Genomic DNA, 16,959 nt, shown 5'->3' on the forward strand with positions numbered 1-16,959 from the left:
CCGCCGCCCGGTCCGCAACCGATCAGCCGCAGGTCACCTTGATGCTGAAGTCCTTGCTGATCATGCCGGCCATCGGGTTCTTCAGGTCGGCGCCCTGCGCCTGGCCCGTGATGGTGTAGGTCTTGCCGTCCACCGCCACGTCGGCAGAGCCGACCTTCGCGCCCATGTTGTTGCTGACCGACAGGGCGTTGCCGTCGACGACCATTGCCAGCGACTCGACCTTAGGGGTGGCCTCGTCGGTCATGACGACGGCCAGCGCCTGCCGTCCGCCGCTGGAGCCACTGCCGATGTCGATCTTGCCGCCGGTCCGGACGCAGGTCACCGAGGCCGGGTCCAGGCCCGCCAGGTCGGTGCCGCCAACCTTGACCTGCGCCCCGCCGCCGTTGGCGACGCTGGGTGCCGTGCTCGATGCCGGGCCGGCCGTGTGGCCGCCGCTGGAGCACCCCACCAGCACCGATGCGGCGCCCAGTGTCCCAATCGCAGCCGCGAGAAGACGTTTCACTTGCGGTTCCCTTCTTTCATGCGCCGCCCCGATGGCGTCGCCATGGCGTAAGTAGAGACCGGCCGACTCGCTACCGATCCCAAATTTCGCGGTGTCGAGCCGGTAGGCTGCGTCGGGGTGGGCGCAGGCGAAGGGAGCACGCGATGCTGAGCGTGAAGTGGCTGGAAAAGCCTGAGGCCCATGACTTTCCGGCGGCGGCGGACTACCTCACCATGCTGGCGGACTCGGCGACGGTCAAGAAGGCGATCAAGAAACTGAAGGCCGGCACCGTCACGCACCGCAAGGCCAAAGACATTCTGCGGGCGGCGCGGCTGGGCCTGTTGCCGGTCGACAATCCCCACGTCGCCGCCGACCTGACCAAGATCGAGAAGGGCCAACCGCTGTCGCCCATCCTGCTGGTGCGCGGTGACTTCCCGACCGGTGCCCCGTTACAGATCGCCGACGGCTACCACCGCGTGTGCGCGAGTTATCACACCGACGAGAACACCGACATTCCGGTCGTCATCGCGGCCGTGAGCCGCTGATCGAGGATGTGACCATGATCGACATCAAGACGGTGGGAACCGTGCAGGTGCTGACCCTGTCGTCGGGTCCGGTCAACGCCCAGGACGTCGAGCTGCTCGACGAGCTGACCCTGGCGGTGCGCGATCTGGAGCGCTCGGAGGCTGGTGCGCTGGTCGTCACCGGCGGCGGCCGGGTGTTCAGCGCCGGGGTCGACCTCAACCGCGTGGTGGAGGGCGGCGCCGACTACACCGATCGGCTGGTCCCCGCTTTGTCCGCGGCGTTCGAGACGATGTTCGCCTACCCGGGCCCGACGGTCGCCGCCATCAACGGCGCCGCGATCGCGGGCGGATGCGTGCTCGCGTGCGCCTGCGACCGCCGCCTCATCGGCCCCGAGGCGCAGATCGGGGCGACGGAGGTGCGTGTCGGCGTGCCCTTTCCGGTCGCCGCGCTGGAGGTCATGCGCTATGCCTGCGGCGATCGCGCCGAGGAGGTGCTGTTGGGTGGGCGCACCTATCGCGGTGCCGAGGCCGTTGCCCGCGGGCTGGCCCATCGCGTGGTCGAAGACGATCTCCTCGATGCGGCCGTGGCGGACGCGTCGGATCTCGGCGGCATCCCGGCCGACGCCTATCGGCAGACCAAGACGCAGCTGCGGGCCCCGACGATGGCGCGGATCCGCGACGGCCGGGGTGTCGACGACGAGGTCCGCCAGATGTGGGGAGCGGACGGGACCCTGCAACGGATCGCCGCATACGTAGAGCGCCTGCGGCGGCGCGACTGACTATTCCTCGTCGAGGTCTTCTTCGACCGCGACGCCGCCCCTGGTGCGCCGGCGCCGCATCCGGTGCGACCCCTTGCCCGTCGGGCGGCGGTTGCGCAGCTTGGGCTCGGTCGCTTCGGTCTCCTCGACCCCCTGGGCGGGCTCTTCCGCCGCCTCGGGAGCCGTGGCTACCTCGGCCGGCTCTTCGGAAGACTCGGCCTTGACGGCCTCGGTTTCCTCCGACTCGTCGGCCACGGCCTCTTCGTCCTCGGCCTCGTCGGCCTCCGCCTCGTCGGCGGGTTCGCCGTCTTCCTCGCCGGCCTTGCGGCGCAACCGACGCTTCTTGGGTTTCTTCGCCTTGATCGGTTTCGGCGGTGGCGGCGCCAACTCGGCGACGAACGACAGGTAGAACGCGAAGAACCCGAGCAATCCGATCGCGGCCGCCGCGCCATAGATCGCGAACAGATACCGTCCGGCGGCGTCCAGGCTCAGCCAGATCTCGCTGATCGCGGTGCCGATGATGAGCACGCCGGCCAGCACATGGGCCACGATCGAGGCGACCCTGAGGGTCAGGGCCAGCTGCGGCGTCCCCAGCTCCGGCTTGCGCACCCGCAACAGGTTGAACACCACGGGCAGCGCGGCCAGGGCGAACAGCGCCCCCGTCGCGATCCGAAGCGCCGTCCCCAACGAATGCGTGGTGTCACCCATCAGCTCCGGCCAACGGGGCAACACGAAAAAGAAGTAGAGGACGCCGGCAGCGATCGAGAACGACGCGTGCCACGGAATGGCGACCTTGCGCCCCATAAGCCTCCTCATGCTGACTGGCTCAGGCCAGCCTAAAGGCGGCCGACCCGATTCCAGACCAATTCGTGCTGCCCGCATGGCGGACCTATTGCGGAGGATGCGGGATTTGAACCCGCGAGGGCTGTTAACCCAACCCGCGTTCCAGGCGAGCGCCATAGGCCACTAGGCGAATCCTCCGTGGCCATGGTAACCGAGGCCGCCGTGGCCCTGGAGGCGCACGTCGACTAGTTCGCGTCAGGTATTAGACTCGCCGTGGACCCCGCGCGGCGTCTATCCTGTGAACTCCCCCAGGGCCGGAAGGCAGCAAGGGTCAATGGGCTCTGTCGGGTGCGCGGGGTCCCCTACGCAGGGGACCGTTTTGGCCCCACCGATCTTCCAGCGTTCAAGGCGAAAGGGCCCATGGTGTCTTTCGATTCCCTCAGCCCTGAAGAGTTAGCGGCTCTGCACGCGCGCAACCAGCAGGACTACGCGGATCTGCAGGCCAAGAAGTTGGCCCTCGACCTGACCCGCGGCAAACCGGCGCCCGAGCAGCTCGATCTGTCGAACCGGTTGCTGAGTCTGCCCGGTGACGACTATCGCGACAGCGAGGGCACCGACACCCGCAACTACGGTGGCCTGCACGGCCTGCCCGAGCTGCGGGCCATCTTCGGAGAGCTGCTCGGCATCGGAGTGTCCCACCTGATCGCGGGCAACAACTCCAGTCTGGAGCTGATGCACGACCTGGTCGCCTTCTCGATGTTGTACGGCGGCGTCGACTCGCAGCGCCCCTGGAAGGACGAGGCGAGCGTCAAATTCCTGTGCCCCGTTCCCGGCTATGACCGGCACTTCGCCATCACGGAGACGATGGGTATCGAGATGATTCCCGTCCCGATGATGGCCGACGGTCCCGACGTCGACCTGATCGAGGAGCTGGTCGCCGTCGACCCCGCCATCAAGGGCATGTGGACGGTGCCGGTATTCGGCAACCCCACCGGAATCACCTACTCCTGGGAAACGGTCCGCCGGCTGGTCCAGATGCGGACGGCGGCGCCGGACTTCCGGCTGTTCTGGGACAACGCGTACGCCGTGCACACGTTGACGCATGACTTCCCGCACCAGATCGACGTGCTGGGGCTGTCCGCCGCTGCCGGCAACCCGAACCGGCCCTACGTCTTAGCGTCCACCTCGAAGATCACCTTCGCCGGTGCCGGCGTGAGCTTCCTGGGCGGATCGCTGGGCAACATCGCGTGGTACCTGCAGTACGCGGGGAAGAAGTCGATCGGCCCGGACAAGGTCAACCAGCTGCGGCACCTGCGCTTGTTCCGCGATGCCGACGGGGTACGCCTGCACATGCTGCGTCACCAGCAGATCCTGGCGCCGAAATTCGCGTTGGCGCTGGACATTTTGGACAAGCGGCTGAGCGACTCCAAGATCGCCTCGTGGACCGAACCCCAGGGGGGTTACTTCATCAGCCTCGACGTGTTGCCCGGTACGGCGCGCCGGACCGTGGCGCTGGCCAAGGACGCGGGCATCGCCGTGACCGAGGCGGGCGCGTCGTTCCCTTACCGAAAAGATCCGGACGACAAGAACATCCGGATCGCGCCCACGTTCCCGTCGCTGCCGGACCTGCGCGACGCGGTCGACGGGCTGGCCACGTGCGCGCTGCTGGCGGCCACGGAGTCGTTGCTCGTCTCCGCCGCGTCCAGTGTGAGCTGACGGCGACGACACGCCCGCCGGGCTCCAGTCAGCTCGCGCCGGTAGCCTGCTGACCGTGGCCCTCTACCGCAAGTACCGACCGGCAACCTTCGCCGAGGTGGTGGGGCAGGAGCACGTCACCGAACCGCTGTCGATCGCCCTGGAAGCGGGCCGGATCAACCACGCCTATCTGTTCTCCGGGCCGCGCGGCTGCGGAAAAACCTCGTCGGCGCGCATCCTGGCGCGGTCGTTGAACTGCGTCCAGGGGCCGACGGCCAATCCGTGCGGGGTGTGCGACTCGTGCACGGCGCTGGCTCCGAACGCCCCCGGCAGCATCGACGTGGTGGAGCTGGACGCCGCCAGCCACGGCGGCGTGGACGACACCCGCGAGCTGCGGGACCGCGCGTTCTACGCGCCGGCGCAGTCCCGCTATCGGGTGTTCATCATCGACGAGGCGCACATGGTGACCACCGCGGGATTCAACGCGCTGCTCAAGATCGTGGAGGAGCCGCCCGAGCACCTGATCTTCATCTTCGCCACCACCGAACCGGAGAAGGTGCTGCCGACGATCCGGTCGCGCACCCACCACTACCCGTTCCGGCTGCTGCCCCCGAAGACCATGCGGGCGCTGATCGGGCGGATCTGTGAGCAGGAGGGCGTCGCCGTCGACGACGCGGTGTTCCCGCTGGTGATCCGCGCCGGCGGCGGGTCACCACGCGACACGCTGTCGGTGCTCGACCAGCTGCTGGCGGGCGCCGAGGACGACCACGTCACCTATCCGCGGGCGCTCGGGCTGTTGGGCGCCACCGACGTCGCGCTGATCGACGACGCGGTGGACGCCCTCGCCGCGTCGGACGCCGAGGCGCTGTTCGGCGCGGTGGAGTCGGTGATCGATGCGGGCCACGACCCGCGGCGCTTCGCCACCGACCTGCTGGAGCGGTTCCGCGACCTCATCGTGCTGCAGGCGGTTCCCGACGCGGTCAGCCGCGGCGTGGTGGACGCCCCGGAGGACGTGCTCGACCGGATGCGCGACCAGGCCGCCCGCCTCGGGTCGGCCACCCTGACCCGCTACGCCGAGGTCGTGCAGGCGGGGCTGGGCGAGATGCGCGGCGCGACGGCCCCGCGCCTGTTGCTCGAAGTGGTTTGTGCGCGGCTGCTGCTGCCCTCGGCCAGCGACACGGAGTCGGCGCTGCTGCAGCGCGTCGAGCGGATCGAGACGCGGCTGGACATGTCGATTCCCGCCTCCGAGACGGCGGCCGCGCACCCGCCGGCGGCGACGGTGCCGGCGCGGCCACGCAAGCAGCCGCCCGCGCCCAAGGAACCCGCCCCGCCCAGGTCCGCTCCGCCCGTTCCCAAGCCGGAGGCGGTCCCCGAGCCGGTCCCATCGCCCCCCGTGCCCGAACCGGCCGCAGCGCCGATCGCGGAACCGGCCACGCCCGGTGAACTCAACGCGGCCGCCGTGCGGACCATGTGGCCGACGGTGCGCGACAAGGTGCGCCAGCGCAGCCGCACCACCGAGGTGATGCTGGCGGGCGCCACCGTCCGCGCGATCGAGGAGAACACGCTGGTGCTGACGCATTCGTCGGCGCCGCTGGCCAAGCGGCTGTGCGAACAGCGCAACGCAGACGTCATCGCCGAAGCGCTCAAAGATGCGCTGGGCGTCAACTGGCGGGTGCGTTGCGAGGTGGGCGCGGCAGCGCCGGTCGAGTCGGCCGCGCCGACCCCGAGGGCCGCAGAGCCCCCGCCCGATGTGGCGCAGCGCGACGAAGAGGAACACATGCTCGCCGAAGCCGGCCGCACGGAGTCCTCGGCGCCGCGCCGCGACCCCGAGGAGGTCGCGCTCGAGCTGTTACAGAACGAGCTGGGCGCCCGCCGGATCGATAACGCCTGAGCTCGACTGCCAGAGGGCTTGCGGCGATCGCAAGCGCGGCGAAGCCGGGCGCGGCGGGTCGGCGCCTGAGGGCTAGGGCGTCCACCAGGGCCGGAGCGGCAGGTGGTCGCCGCCCCGCGCGTCGGTGTTGGCCGCCAGCACGTGGTGCAGCTGCAGGTTGTTCTGCTCGAAGGCGACCCGTGAGGCCGCCATGTACAGGCCCCACACCTTGGCGGTGGCCAAGCCGACCTCGTCGACCGCTTCGTCCCAGTGCTCGACCAGGTTGTGGCACCAGTCGCGCAGCGTCATCGCGTAGTGATGCCGGAAGTTCTCCTCGTGCAGCACCTCGAAGCCGACGTCCTGGACCTCGGTGATGATGCGTCCCGAGCCGGTCAGCTCCCCGTCCGGGAAGACATACCGGTCGGTGAAGCCGCCCGCGAAGGAGGTCGACTTGTTGTCGTGGCGGGTGATGCAGTGGTTGAGCAGCAGCCCGCCGGTGCGCAGCTTCGACTTCAGGAACGCGAAGTAGGCCGGGTAGTTCTTGACGCCGATGTGCTCGGTCAACCCGATCGAGGACACCGCGTCGAACCCGCCCTCGCGGATGTCGCGGTAGTCCGAATGCCGGACTTCGGCCAGGTCCTCGAGACCGTCATCCTGGATCGCCCGTTGCGCCCACTTCGCCTGCTCGCCCGACAGGGTGGCGCCGATCACCCGGACGCCGCGTCGCGCGGCGAAGCGCACCATGCCGCCCCAACCGCAGCCGACGTCGAGTAACCGATCACCTTGCTGCAGCCGCAACTTCTCGAAGACCAGCCGGTACTTGTTCTCCTGGGCTTCTTCCAGCGTCGCGTCGGCGTCGGGGTAGACCGCGCACGTGTACGTCATCGACGGGCCGAGCACCCATTCGTAGAAGGTGTTGGAGACGTCGTAGTGGTGGTGGATGGCCTCGGCGTCGCGGGTCTTGGTGTGCATCAGCCCGTCGGCGATCCGCCGCCACCGGGGCGGCGTTTCCTGCGGCGGCGGGTGGACCGGGACCAGCCGCTCCAGCCCCATCGAGCGCACCACGTTGGCGAGCACCCGCGCCGGCGGCCGCTTGAATTGGACGCGGTCGGTCAACGTCTTGAGCAGCTGGTAGGGGTCGCCGGGGTGCACGCCGTACAGGTCCAGGTCGCCCGCCACGTATGCGCGGGCCAGACCTAGTTCACCGGGAGCGGTGGCCAGGTAGGTGGCGCCGCGCGGGGTCCGAAGATCCAGGCCCAGTTCCGCGTCCTTGCTGCCGGCGGTGCTGCCGTCGTAGGCGGTGAACTTCAGCTGGTGGCGCCCGGTGGCGGCGAAGATCTCCAGGATCTCCGCCATGCTGAGTTTTCCGGCCGTGGCGCGGTGGGGTTCCTTGGTCTCGCTAATAGAAGTCATCGCCGTTGCACCGCCTTTGCGTAGAGGTCGAGTAGCCGGGAATCGGGATCGTAGGTTTTCTTGACCGTGTTGTAGGCCTCGCCGCCGTACAACTCGTCGAATTCCTCGCGGGCGTAATAGGAGTCGGAATACAGCGACTTGTGCCCGTCGAGCTCGCTCACCTTCGCTTCGATCGTCCGGTTGGCGGCGCCTTGTGTGGCGCCCGCCGGCACCGAAGACCAGAAGCCGATGTTGACGTAGGTGTGGTCCGGCCGCATCGGATACAGCGGCCAGCCCCCGTGATCGCGCAGCCGTAGCGGACACAGCCAGATCGGGGTGATGGGCACGTTCTGCAGGAACCACTCCAGGAACTCGCAGGTCCGTTCGACCGGCACCTCGACATCCTGGACCACCCGCTCACGCGGGGGACGGCCATGACGTTTCTCGATCCGGTCGGCGACGCCGAAGCGCTGGTCCATGGCGACGAGCTTCGAGTAGACGCTGCTGCGCCGGTAGCGGCGCGGCCACCAGCGCCGCAGCCGGGGGTTCTGCACACCGAACGCGCGCGAGCACCAGAACCAGTCGGTGTCCCAGCGCCAGAAGTAGTCGTGCATCGTCAGCCGGTCGTCTTTGGTGGCTTCCACCCCGGGGGAGTCGTGCCGGATCGACTGGTAGTAGATGCTGTTCCCGGTGTAGTCGCTGACCGGTCCCGGGTTGGTGGTTCGCCGGCCCACGCACAGGTAGCTCTCGTCGGCGCTGAACACCACACCGTCGAGATAGTCGACCGGCGTGCCGCCCTGCCCGCCGGTATCGATGATGCGTTCCATCGCCGCGATCAGCGCAGGCAGCGAGCGGAACCGGACGTGCCGCAACGCGACAAACGGCGCGATTGGCTCCAGCTCGATCCGCAGCCGCGTTGAATACCCCAGCGTCCCATAGGAATTGGGGAAGGCGCGGAACAGGTCGGGATGCTGGGTGCGCGATGCGGTGAGCAACTCGCCGGCGCCGGTGAGGATGTCCATCTCCAGCACCGATTCATGCGGCAGACCATTGCGAAACGATGCCGACTCGATGCCCAAGCCGCTGACCGCACCGCCGAGCGTGATCGTCTTCAATTGCGGGACGACCAGTGGCGAAAGGCCGTAAGGCAGCGTCGCTGCCACCAGATCCTCATAGGTGCACATGCCGGCCACATCGGCGGTGCGGGCTTCGGGATCGACGCTCAGCACTCCGGTCAGACCCGACGTGTCCAGGCCGGGAGCGTCGCGTTTAGTGCGGGCGCGGAACAGGTTTGAGGTCGGCTTGGCGAGCCTGACGACGGACGTTGCGGGGATGGATCGATAACTCGCCATCAACCGGTCAACGCCCGACTTGTGCGCCGAGAGTGCAGATCCAGGGACAGGCACCACATATACCCTAGTCTTCGACCACAGCCCGTGCACCCGCGCGCGGGCCGCATAGCTTCAGGAGTTGTTTTGGGACAGGTGAGTGCTGCCAGCACAATTTTGGTCAACGCCGAGCCGGCCGCCACCCTCGCGGCCGTCGCGGACTATCAGCAGGTGCGCCCGAAGATTCTGTCCCCTCAGTACAGCGATTACCAGGTGTTACAGGGCGGCCAGGGCGCGGGCACCGTCGCCAGATGGAAGCTGCAGGCCACCAAGTCTCGCGTCCGTGACGTGCAGGTCAACGTCGACGTCGCCGGCCATTCCGTCATCGAGAAGGACGCCAACTCGTCGATGATCATCAACTGGACGGTGGCCCCCGCCGGACCCGGGTCCAGCGTCACCGTGAAGACCACCTGGACCGGTGCGGGCGGCGTCAAGGGCTTCTTCGAGAAAACCTTTGCACCGTTGGGGTTGAAGAGGATTCAGGGCGAGGTATTGGCCAACCTGAAGCGGGAACTGGAAAGCTAGCCCGAGCCGGAACCGCGGCTGGCAACCGCCACCGTCGGGCCCAAGCGTTGGTTGGGGAATTCGACGGTGATCGTCGGGTCGGCGAAATAGGCGAGCGCCCTCAGCGCCGACGGGCTGTAGGTGCGTAGCTGGCTGATGAAACCGTCGTGTGCCAGCGGGCTCACCCGGGTGAACGGCCACGTCGCAGCCAACACCACCGAGTGGAGCGCTGCCGCGGGCCGGCGGAGGTCGATGATCAACAACTTTTTCGCGACCCGGGTCCCTTCGGCGAACACCCGGGCGGCCCGCGCGGGCGGCAGGTGATGTAAGGACATCGCGAAGACCGCGAGGTCGTACTGCCCGTCCGCGGCGTCGATCGCGGTCGCGTCCATCTCCCGCACCGTGGCCCGTGGGTGAGTGCCGAGGTCCCCGGCGGCTACGGCGGCCACGAACGTGGGGTCGATGTCGGTGACCGTCACGTGTGCGGTGGGGTGCATCTCCAGCAGCTTGCTCGACAGCCCGCCCAGGCCGCCCCCCAGCTCGAGGATCTTCGGAGAGGGCACATCGGCCAGCTCAGCAAGCACGATCCTGGCCAACTTCTCATGAGCGCCCAAGAACCGTCGCCGTCCGGCGCGGTCGAGCGCGTGGACGACCTTTTGCTTCAGATCGTCGACATCGTCGCGGTCGAGGTATTCCAGTCGGTCGGTCCGCAACCGACGGTCCAGCCAGGAGGCGTTCGGCCCGCCCCGGGGCATGTTCGCGATGTCGTGGGCGCTGATGTCCACGTAGATCATCATGGACCATGGCCGCACCGATCGACCGAGTTTTGCGTGCAATCCATGGCCACGGAAGTGCTCGATCTGGGTCGTCGTGCCGGGGCCCCGCGCTACCATGAATTGCCGGTTTCCCGAAGGGAAGACAATGCGCGGAAATTCCTCTGCGATCCACCGGGCGTTCCGGACAGTTTCCCAGTCCTATGGCCTGATGCGACAAAAAGACGCCGCGGCTTACTACACGATGATCGGCGACGACGTCATCGATTTCATGAATGAGGGTTACGTCGATAACTCCAAGCCGCTGTGGCTCAACCTCGGTTACTGGAAAGTCGCTCGCACCTATCCGGACGCTTGCGTCGCGATGGTCGAACTCTTGGCGACGCGGGCCGGGTTGAAACCAGGCGACAGAGTCCTCGACGTCGGCGTCGGTTTCGGGGAGCAGGATTTTGTTCTTCTCGAGCGCTTCAAGGTTTCTCACATCACGGGCATCGACATCACACCGGTCCACGTCGACATGGGCCGAGACCGCGTCGCCAAGCGCGGGCTGGAGAAACAAATCGACATTCGGTGCGGCTCCGCGACTGCAATGGAGTTTCCCGACGTGTCGTTCGAAAAAGTCTTGGCCCTGGAATGCGCATTCCACTTCGACACGCGCGACCAATTCATCCGCGAAGCGTTTCGGGTCCTCAAGCCCGGAGGAACCATTGCGCTCACCGATATGCTTCCCAAACCTGGCAAGAAATCCGGCCTGACGACCGCTTTCGGCCGAAAGTACGGCCACATTCCGAAAGTCAATTACTACGACCGGGAGGAATACTCGCGCCGGCTGGCTGCCGCGGGATTCGAGGATATCCGGGTGGAATCGATCCGGGACGACGTGTACCCGGGCATGGCCAAGTACACCCGGCAGCGCATTCAGGCAAAGAAAAAGATGAATGAAGTGGTCGTGGAAGTGACGGAAGACGATCGCGCGCAATGCCGCGGCGTCTCGCTGTGGGAACGATCGACCGGCTTCTCGGACTATGTGATCGCGTCGGCGCGGAAGCCCCTGGAAGTCTCGGGAAGTCGCTGACGACGGGGACGCGCTAGAGGAGTCCGAGCAGTCGCAGGTCGGTGGCGTACTGGCTGATGATCGGCGCCGTTACGTGCGGAATGTCATGGTCGGGGCCGATTTTCGCTTCCCGGACCGCGGTGCGGAACCGGTCGGTCGGCGCGTAGGACCCGCGGCTCGGCTCCGGGGGCTGCAACTGCTCGGCCGCGTGCAACACGAACTGCAACACGTCCTGGACCGAGTGCCGGCGCTGCCGATCCGGCAGGGCACGCAGGGCGGCCTCGAACCGCTGCAACCACTCCCCGAAGTCGGCGATCCGCTGGATGGGATGGCCCGCCTCGATCAGCCAGTCGACGTACTCATCGAGTGCGATGCCGTCGTCGTGCGGGTTCATCACGTGGTAGGTCTGAAATCCGTCGACCGCCCGGGCGCCCAGCGTGGCGATCGCCTCGGCGACGAAACCGACCGGCAGCCCGTCGAAGTGTGCGCGTTGCCGATTGCCGTCGGCATCGAGCTGGAAGAACGACGCGGGCGCGATGCCGGTGGCCAGGATGCTCAACGCCGTCCGGGTGAAGACGTCCGGCAGATTGAGCTGGCCCGCATACGCGGTGTCGGCCAGGATGACGTCGCAACGAAATACCGAGACCGGCAGGCCGCACAGGTCGTGGGCCTCGCGCAGCAGCACCTCGCCGGCCCACTTGCTGTTGGGGTATCCGTTGCCGTAGCTGTGGTCGATTCCGCGGGTGGGGCTGATGACCCGGATGTCGGCGTCCTCGGTGAACAGCGACCGCTCGATCTGATAGCCCACGGCGCTCGTCGACACGTAGGCGTAGGGCTTGATCTTGGTGGTGAGTGCGATCCGGATCAGCTCGGCGGTGCCCATGACGTTCGGCCCGAAGAATTCGCGGTAGGGCAACACGGTGTTGACCAGCGCGGCGGGATCGACGATCAAATCGACGGTGTCGGCCAGCCGCTGCCAGGTCTGCCGGTCCAGGCCGAGGTTGGCTTCGCCCTTGTCGCCGGCGATGACCTCGAGATGATCGGCGGCCAGTTCCTGGTAGTGGCGCAACAGCTTCGGGTCGCCGCTGTCGAAGGTCTTGTCCAGCCGGCGTCGCGCATCGTCGGCGGATTTCGCGCGCACCAGGCAGATCAGGGTGCCGTCGACGAGTTGCATTCGCTCGAGCCATTGCAGAGCCAGGTAGCGGCCGAGGAAACCGGTGGCCCCGGTGAGCAGGACGGTCCGCGGCTCGGCTGTGGCCCGGGGCAGGCTCGGGGCCGCCGACAGCGTCGGGGCGTCGATGAACTTGTCCAGCCTCAGATCGCTGGCGCGCACCTCGGTGCTGTCACTTCCGTGCACGGCAGCAAAGAGCAGGTCGCTGGCCGGACTGTCATGTCGATCCAACCGCTCGCTCAGGCTTCTGACGGACGGGGCGTCGAAAACCGTGCGCACCGCCACGTCGGTGTCCAGGGCTTTGTTGATCGAGTCGATCAGGCGCATCGCCGACAGCGAATCGCCGCCCAGGTCGAAGAACGACTCATCGACCCCGACCCGCTCGAGCCCCAGGACCTGGGCGTAGACGCCGGCCACGATCTTCTCCGTCGGGGTGCGCGGCGCCTGGAAGGGTGTGGCGGCAAACACCGGCGCGGGCAGCGCCTTTCGGTCGATCTTGCCCGAGGAGGTCAACGGGAATCGCTCGAGCACGACGATCTGAGACGGCACCATGTAGTCGGGCAACCGTGCGCTCAGACGCTGACGCACCGCACCGACCTTGGTGTTGGTGCGGGGTTCGTTGGCATGGGGGGTACTCCGGCGGGCCCGGGTGTCTGGCGGGTAGAGATCGGTCACCGGTGGGGCGTGCCGGCGGTGCGGTTCGGGGCCGATGAAGACGGCGTCGAGGGTGCCGGGTTGGGCGCCCCAGGTCACCGCGACGTGATATCCGGCGGCTTCGCCGGCGCGGTGCAACTGTTCGGGAGTGGCGGTATCGGGGGTCGCCGTGGCTCGGGCGAGCGCGTCGGCCAGCGGTAGCCCGGCCGCGAGGGCCTGTTCGACGTGGACGTCGGCGATCACTCCCGTATGGGGGATTTCGGCGACGCGGATCGTGGCGGGACGTTGCGTCATCAACTGGGTGCGCAACCCGTCCAGCCCCGCGCATTGGGCCCACGTCCAGGTGGGCACCGTCGCGAGCGAGCGTGCCGGCGTCGGTGTTTTATGGATGACAACGTCGTAGCGGTACCGGTTCACTTCGTTGTCGGCGAGCCCGCGTTTGACTTCGATGTCGAGCCCGGCCACTGATGGGCGGTCGGCGGCCCAGGTAAGGAAAAACTCCGGGGCTAAGAGCAATTCGGATTCGCTGAGCATGGCGCGCTGAACCCACTGGCGGATCTCGGTGGTGTCTGTGCTGTCGGTGCGGGCCAGCGCGACCGCGGTTTGGAAGGCGGCTTGCAGGGTGTGGTTGCGGACGTCGCCGAGGAAGAGGACCCCGCCGGGGGCCAGTAGATCCATGGCGTTGTCGATGACCTCGGCCAGGTATTGCCGATTGGGGAAGTACTGGATGACCGAGTTGAGAACGACGGTGTCGAAGTAGCCGGGCGGCAGCCCCTCGACCACATGGGCGGGTTGGGTCAGCAGCTGGACCCGGTCGCGCCAAGGGATCTGCAACCTCTCCAGCGAGCGGGCCAGGTATTCGATGGCCGCCGGCGAGATGTCGGTGGCGACGTAGTGCTCACAGTGCGGGGCGATCTGCGACAGCACCAACCCTGAGCCCGCGCCGATCTCCAACACTCTTCGCGGCCGCAGGGCGACGATCCGATCCACCGTTGCCGAGCGCCACTCCACCATCTCCTCGAGCGGAATCGGATCCCCGGTGTAGCTGCTGTTCCAACTCCGAAAATCCATGCCGAACGCCGACTCCCCGACCTGGGTGCCGTACAGCTCGTCCCAGACGTGCTGCCACCCTTCGACGGTTTCGGCGTCATGGTCGGTTCCGGCGCTGCGCTCGAGGGTGAGGTAGGCGACGAGGTGCGCTCCGGTCTTGGTGTGGTGCACGGTTGCGGCCGCCTGGGTGACCTGCGGGCACGACAGCAGGGTGTTTTCGATTTCGCCCAGTTCGATGCGCTGTCCGCGCAATTTGATCTGGGTATCGGCGCGGCCCAGGTAGTCCAGGGTTCCGTCCCGCGTCCAGCGCACCAGATCACCGGTGCGGTACATCCGCGCGCCGGCAGCGCCATAGGGATTCGCGACGAACCGTTCCGCGGTCAGGTCGACCCGGCCCAAATAGCCGTGCGCGAGCACCGGCCCGCTCACATACAACTCGCCGACCACTCCCCTGGGCACCGGGTTCAGCCGGGCGTCGAGAACCACCGCGCACGCTCCGGGCAGCGGGGCGCCGATGCCCACCGGCTGCCCCGCCGACAGCGGCGCAGTGCAGGTGACCCAGATCGTGGTCTCGGTGGGGCCGTAGGTGTTGAACATCCGCCGGCCCGGCGCCCAGGAGGCCGCCAACTCGGCCGGCAGGGCCTCCCCGATGGTGATCAGCGTGTCCACGCCCTGCAGCCGGTTCGGATCCAGCGACGACAACACCGTCGGGGTGAATACCGCCGCATTGACCTGCTGGCGTTGCAGCAACGTGGTCAACGCCTCCCCCGCGTAGGCGTCCCTGCCCGCCACCACCAGCGCCGCCCGCGACCTCACCGCCGCCAACAACTCGCCGACCGAAACATCGAAGGTCGGCGAGGCCACCATCAGCAGCCGCGAATCCGCTCCTAACCCGACGCCCTCGCCGAGTGCCGCCGCCAGCAGACCGGCGTGGCTGACGGCGACCCCTTTGGGGGCACCGGTGGACCCCGACGTGAACATCACGTACGCGGTGTTGCCCACCCCCAACGGCGTCAGCCGCTCGGCGTCGGTGATCGTGTCCGCGCAGCGCCCGCTCAGGTCCAGCCCGTCGACGCGCAGCACCGGGCGCGCCCCGGCCCCGGGCACGGTGTCGGCGCCACACGTCAACACCCACCCCGCGTAGACCGTGTCCAGCATCGTGGCGACCCGTTCGACCGGATAGGCCCGATCCACCGGCACATAAGCCCCGCCGGCCTTGACCACCGCCCACCAGGCCACCACCAACTCCAGACACCGATCCATCGCCACGCCCACGGCATGCTCGGGACCCACCCCGGCCTCGATCAGCATCCGCGCCAACCGCGTCGACCATTCATCCAGCTCTCGATACGACACCTCCCGGGCGCCGTCCACCACCGCCACCGCGTCGGGGCGGGCAGCCACCGCCGCGGCCAACAACTCCGGCGCCACCTCCACGGGCGTTCCCACGCCGGCGCCAGACCACTGCGACAGCATCAAGTCCCGCTCGCGGCGATCGAGCAGCGGGACGTCCCCCACCACCACCGACGCATCCGCCACCACCGCCTCGATCAGGCGTCCAAGCCAGGCGACCAACCGCTCGACGGTGGCCCGGTCGAACAGATCGGTGGCATACGTCACCACACCGGTGGCCATCGGCGCCGCCGGATCGTCGGTCGGCACTTCGCTGAACTCGAATTCCAGGTCGAATTTGGCGGTGCCCGTCGCCGCCGTCAGCGGCTCGACACTGAGCTCGTCGAACGACAACACCTCGGGGCGCACATTGTTCTGGAAGGCCATGAACACCTGAAACAGTGGATGGTGTGCCGTGGATCGCGCGGGATTCAGCTGCTCGACCAGCCGCTCGAACGGGACATCCTGATTGCCGTAGGCATCCAGCGCCTTGTGGCGCACCTGCTGGAGCACATCGCTGAACCGGTGCGCAGAAGTGATCCCCACCCGCAACACCCAGGTGTTGACGAAGAACCCGACCAGATCGTCGAGCGCCTGATCCAACCGTCCGGCAATCGGCGTGCCCATCACCACGTCCTCACCGACGCCGACTCGGTGCAACAGCACCGCCACCACCGCTTGGAGCACCATCGATGCCGTCGTATTATGCTCTGCCGCAACGCCTTTAACGCCCGCCCAGATTTGCGGGTCGATGGCCACGTCGATCGCATCACCGCGGAAACTGGGCTCCGGCGAACGGGACCGATCCGTCGGCAGCGACGCCACTACCGGCAGATCGGCCAGTTCTTGCCGCCAGTACCGCAACTGGCCCGCGATGACGCTATCCGGATCGGACTCAGCGCCCAACAACTCCGATTGCCAAAGCGTGTAATCCGCATACTGCACCGGCAACGGTGCCCACCGCGGCGCCTCCGCCCGCGCCCGCGCCCGGTACGCCTCGGCGATGTCCCTGACCATCGGCGCGAACGACCATCCGTCAAAAGCGATGTGGTGCAACACGATTGTCACCACATGCCGCTCGGGCCCGACGGAATAGATCTGCGCACGGACCGGGATCTCCGCGGACAAATCGAACCGATAACCCGCCAGCGCGATCACGTGGGCGGCGACATCCTGCTCCGGCAAAAACGTGACAGCCGGGTCCCCGCCTCGCCACATGCCCGCCTTGGCCGGCATCACCTGCTGAAACGGCACACCGTCGATGTCGGGAAATATGGTGCGCAGCGATTCGTGGCGGGCGACGACATCGTCGAGGGCCGATTCCAACGCCGCGACGTTCAGGGGCCCGCTCATCCGAAAAGCGATCGGCATGTTGTAGGTCGCAACCCCGCCCTCGAAGCGGTTGAGGAACCACAGCCGGCTTTGGGCGAACGACAGCGGGACCACTGCGGGCCGCGGACCGGCCACCAA

The 16,959-nt window shown here is 67.6% G+C and carries 12 protein-coding genes, 1 tRNA gene and 1 other RNA gene; 7 read left to right on the forward strand and 7 right to left on the reverse strand.

What is annotated here, in order from left to right; translation table 11 throughout:
- Nucleotides 1-22: 22 nt before the first annotated feature.
- Nucleotides 23-502, reverse strand: a complete 480-nt coding sequence (locus tag A5758_RS17345; RefSeq protein WP_067203893.1) for a lipoprotein LpqH — start codon at nt 500-502, stop codon at nt 23-25.
- A gap of 143 nt (nt 503-645) precedes the next feature.
- Between A5758_RS17345 and A5758_RS17350 the strand changes: the two genes are divergently transcribed.
- Together A5758_RS17350 and A5758_RS17355 are read left to right on the forward strand one after the other, a co-directional pair.
- A complete protein-coding gene (locus A5758_RS17350; RefSeq protein ID WP_067203892.1) occupies nt 646-1,026 on the forward strand; it encodes a hypothetical protein in 381 nt (126 codons plus the stop codon).
- A gap of 14 nt (nt 1,027-1,040) precedes the next feature.
- The gene (locus A5758_RS17355) at nt 1,041-1,784 is read left to right on the forward strand and encodes an enoyl-CoA hydratase/isomerase family protein (RefSeq protein WP_082939743.1); all 744 of its coding nucleotides are present in this window, start codon (nt 1,041-1,043) and stop codon (nt 1,782-1,784) included.
- On the opposite strand, the gene A5758_RS17360 is transcribed toward A5758_RS17355, so the two are convergent.
- Together A5758_RS17360 and A5758_RS17365 are read right to left on the reverse strand one after the other, a co-directional pair.
- The gene (locus A5758_RS17360) at nt 1,785-2,567 is read right to left on the reverse strand and encodes a hypothetical protein (protein ID WP_067742384.1); all 783 of its coding nucleotides are present in this window, start codon (nt 2,565-2,567) and stop codon (nt 1,785-1,787) included.
- 91 nt (nt 2,568-2,658) lie between these two features.
- Nucleotides 2,659-2,744 (reverse strand) — tRNA-Ser (locus A5758_RS17365).
- Nucleotides 2,745-2,818: 74 nt separating this feature from the next.
- On the opposite strand from A5758_RS17365, the gene ffs reads away from it, so the two are divergent.
- The 3 genes from ffs to A5758_RS17380 all read left to right on the forward strand — a co-directional run bounded on the left by ffs (nt 2,819) and on the right by A5758_RS17380 (nt 6,132).
- An RNA gene (ffs, locus tag A5758_RS17370) (signal recognition particle sRNA small type) lies at nt 2,819-2,913 on the forward strand.
- 56 nt (nt 2,914-2,969) lie between these two features.
- Entirely contained in the window at nt 2,970-4,262 is a 1,293-nt protein-coding gene (locus tag A5758_RS17375; RefSeq protein ID WP_156622680.1) for an aminotransferase class I/II-fold pyridoxal phosphate-dependent enzyme, read from the forward strand.
- A 55-nt stretch (nt 4,263-4,317) separates the two neighbouring features.
- Nucleotides 4,318-6,132, forward strand: coding sequence for a DNA polymerase III subunits gamma/tau (locus tag A5758_RS17380; protein ID WP_067742389.1), 1,815 nt, complete (start codon nt 4,318-4,320; stop codon nt 6,130-6,132).
- Nucleotides 6,133-6,204: 72 nt separating this feature from the next.
- Here A5758_RS17380 and A5758_RS17385 read toward each other — a convergent pair whose 3' ends face one another.
- Nucleotides 6,205-7,515 carry a class I SAM-dependent methyltransferase gene (locus A5758_RS17385; protein WP_369816456.1) on the reverse strand — a complete coding sequence of 437 codons (1,311 nt, stop codon included), beginning with the start codon at nt 7,513-7,515 and terminating at the stop codon, nt 6,205-6,207.
- Nucleotides 7,516-7,520: 5 nt separating this feature from the next.
- Nucleotides 7,521-8,912 carry an FAD-binding oxidoreductase gene (locus tag A5758_RS17390; RefSeq protein WP_067742392.1) on the reverse strand — a complete coding sequence of 464 codons (1,392 nt, stop codon included), beginning with the start codon at nt 8,910-8,912 and terminating at the stop codon, nt 7,521-7,523.
- Between the two features lie 66 nt (nt 8,913-8,978).
- Between A5758_RS17390 and A5758_RS17395 the strand changes: the two genes are divergently transcribed.
- Nucleotides 8,979-9,416, forward strand: a complete 438-nt coding sequence (locus A5758_RS17395; RefSeq protein WP_067742395.1) for an SRPBCC family protein — start codon at nt 8,979-8,981, stop codon at nt 9,414-9,416.
- Here the strand turns inward: A5758_RS17395 and A5758_RS17400 are convergent.
- On the reverse strand, nt 9,413-10,189 hold the full coding sequence (locus A5758_RS17400; RefSeq protein WP_067742434.1) for a methyltransferase domain-containing protein: 777 nt from the start codon (nt 10,187-10,189) through the stop codon (nt 9,413-9,415). The two genes, A5758_RS17395 and A5758_RS17400, sit on opposite strands and share 4 nt — an antisense overlap.
- Before the next feature lie 190 nt (nt 10,190-10,379).
- Between A5758_RS17400 and A5758_RS17405 the strand changes: the two genes are divergently transcribed.
- Nucleotides 10,380-11,243 (forward strand): class I SAM-dependent methyltransferase, encoded by an 864-nt coding sequence (locus tag A5758_RS17405; RefSeq protein ID WP_067742397.1) that lies wholly within the window; start codon nt 10,380-10,382, stop codon nt 11,241-11,243.
- 13 nt (nt 11,244-11,256) lie between these two features.
- Here the strand turns inward: A5758_RS17405 and A5758_RS26570 are convergent, their stop codons facing one another.
- Complete coding sequence (locus tag A5758_RS26570; RefSeq protein WP_369816457.1) at nt 11,257-16,956, reverse strand: amino acid adenylation domain-containing protein; 5,700 nt, start codon at nt 16,954-16,956, stop codon at nt 11,257-11,259.
- Nucleotides 16,957-16,959 lie beyond the last annotated feature (3 nt).

Source organism: Mycobacterium sp. 852014-50255_SCH5639931, from assembly GCF_001665605.1.
GTDB classification, from domain to species: domain Bacteria; phylum Actinomycetota; class Actinomycetes; order Mycobacteriales; family Mycobacteriaceae; genus Mycobacterium; species Mycobacterium paraffinicum.

Coding starts and splice junctions, on each gene's coding strand:
- A5758_RS17405 (WP_067742397.1), top strand. CDS start 10,380: ATGCGACAAAAAGACGCCGCGGCTTACTACACGATGATCGGCGACGAC.
- A5758_RS17355 (WP_082939743.1), top strand. CDS start 1,041: ATGATCGACATCAAGACGGTGGGAACCGTGCAGGTGCTGACCCTGTCG.
- A5758_RS17350 (WP_067203892.1), top strand. CDS start 646: ATGCTGAGCGTGAAGTGGCTGGAAAAGCCTGAGGCCCATGACTTTCCG.
- A5758_RS17360 (WP_067742384.1), bottom strand. CDS start 2,567: ATGGGGCGCAAGGTCGCCATTCCGTGGCACGCGTCGTTCTCGATCGCT.
- A5758_RS17400 (WP_067742434.1), bottom strand. CDS start 10,189: ATGATCTACGTGGACATCAGCGCCCACGACATCGCGAACATGCCCCGG.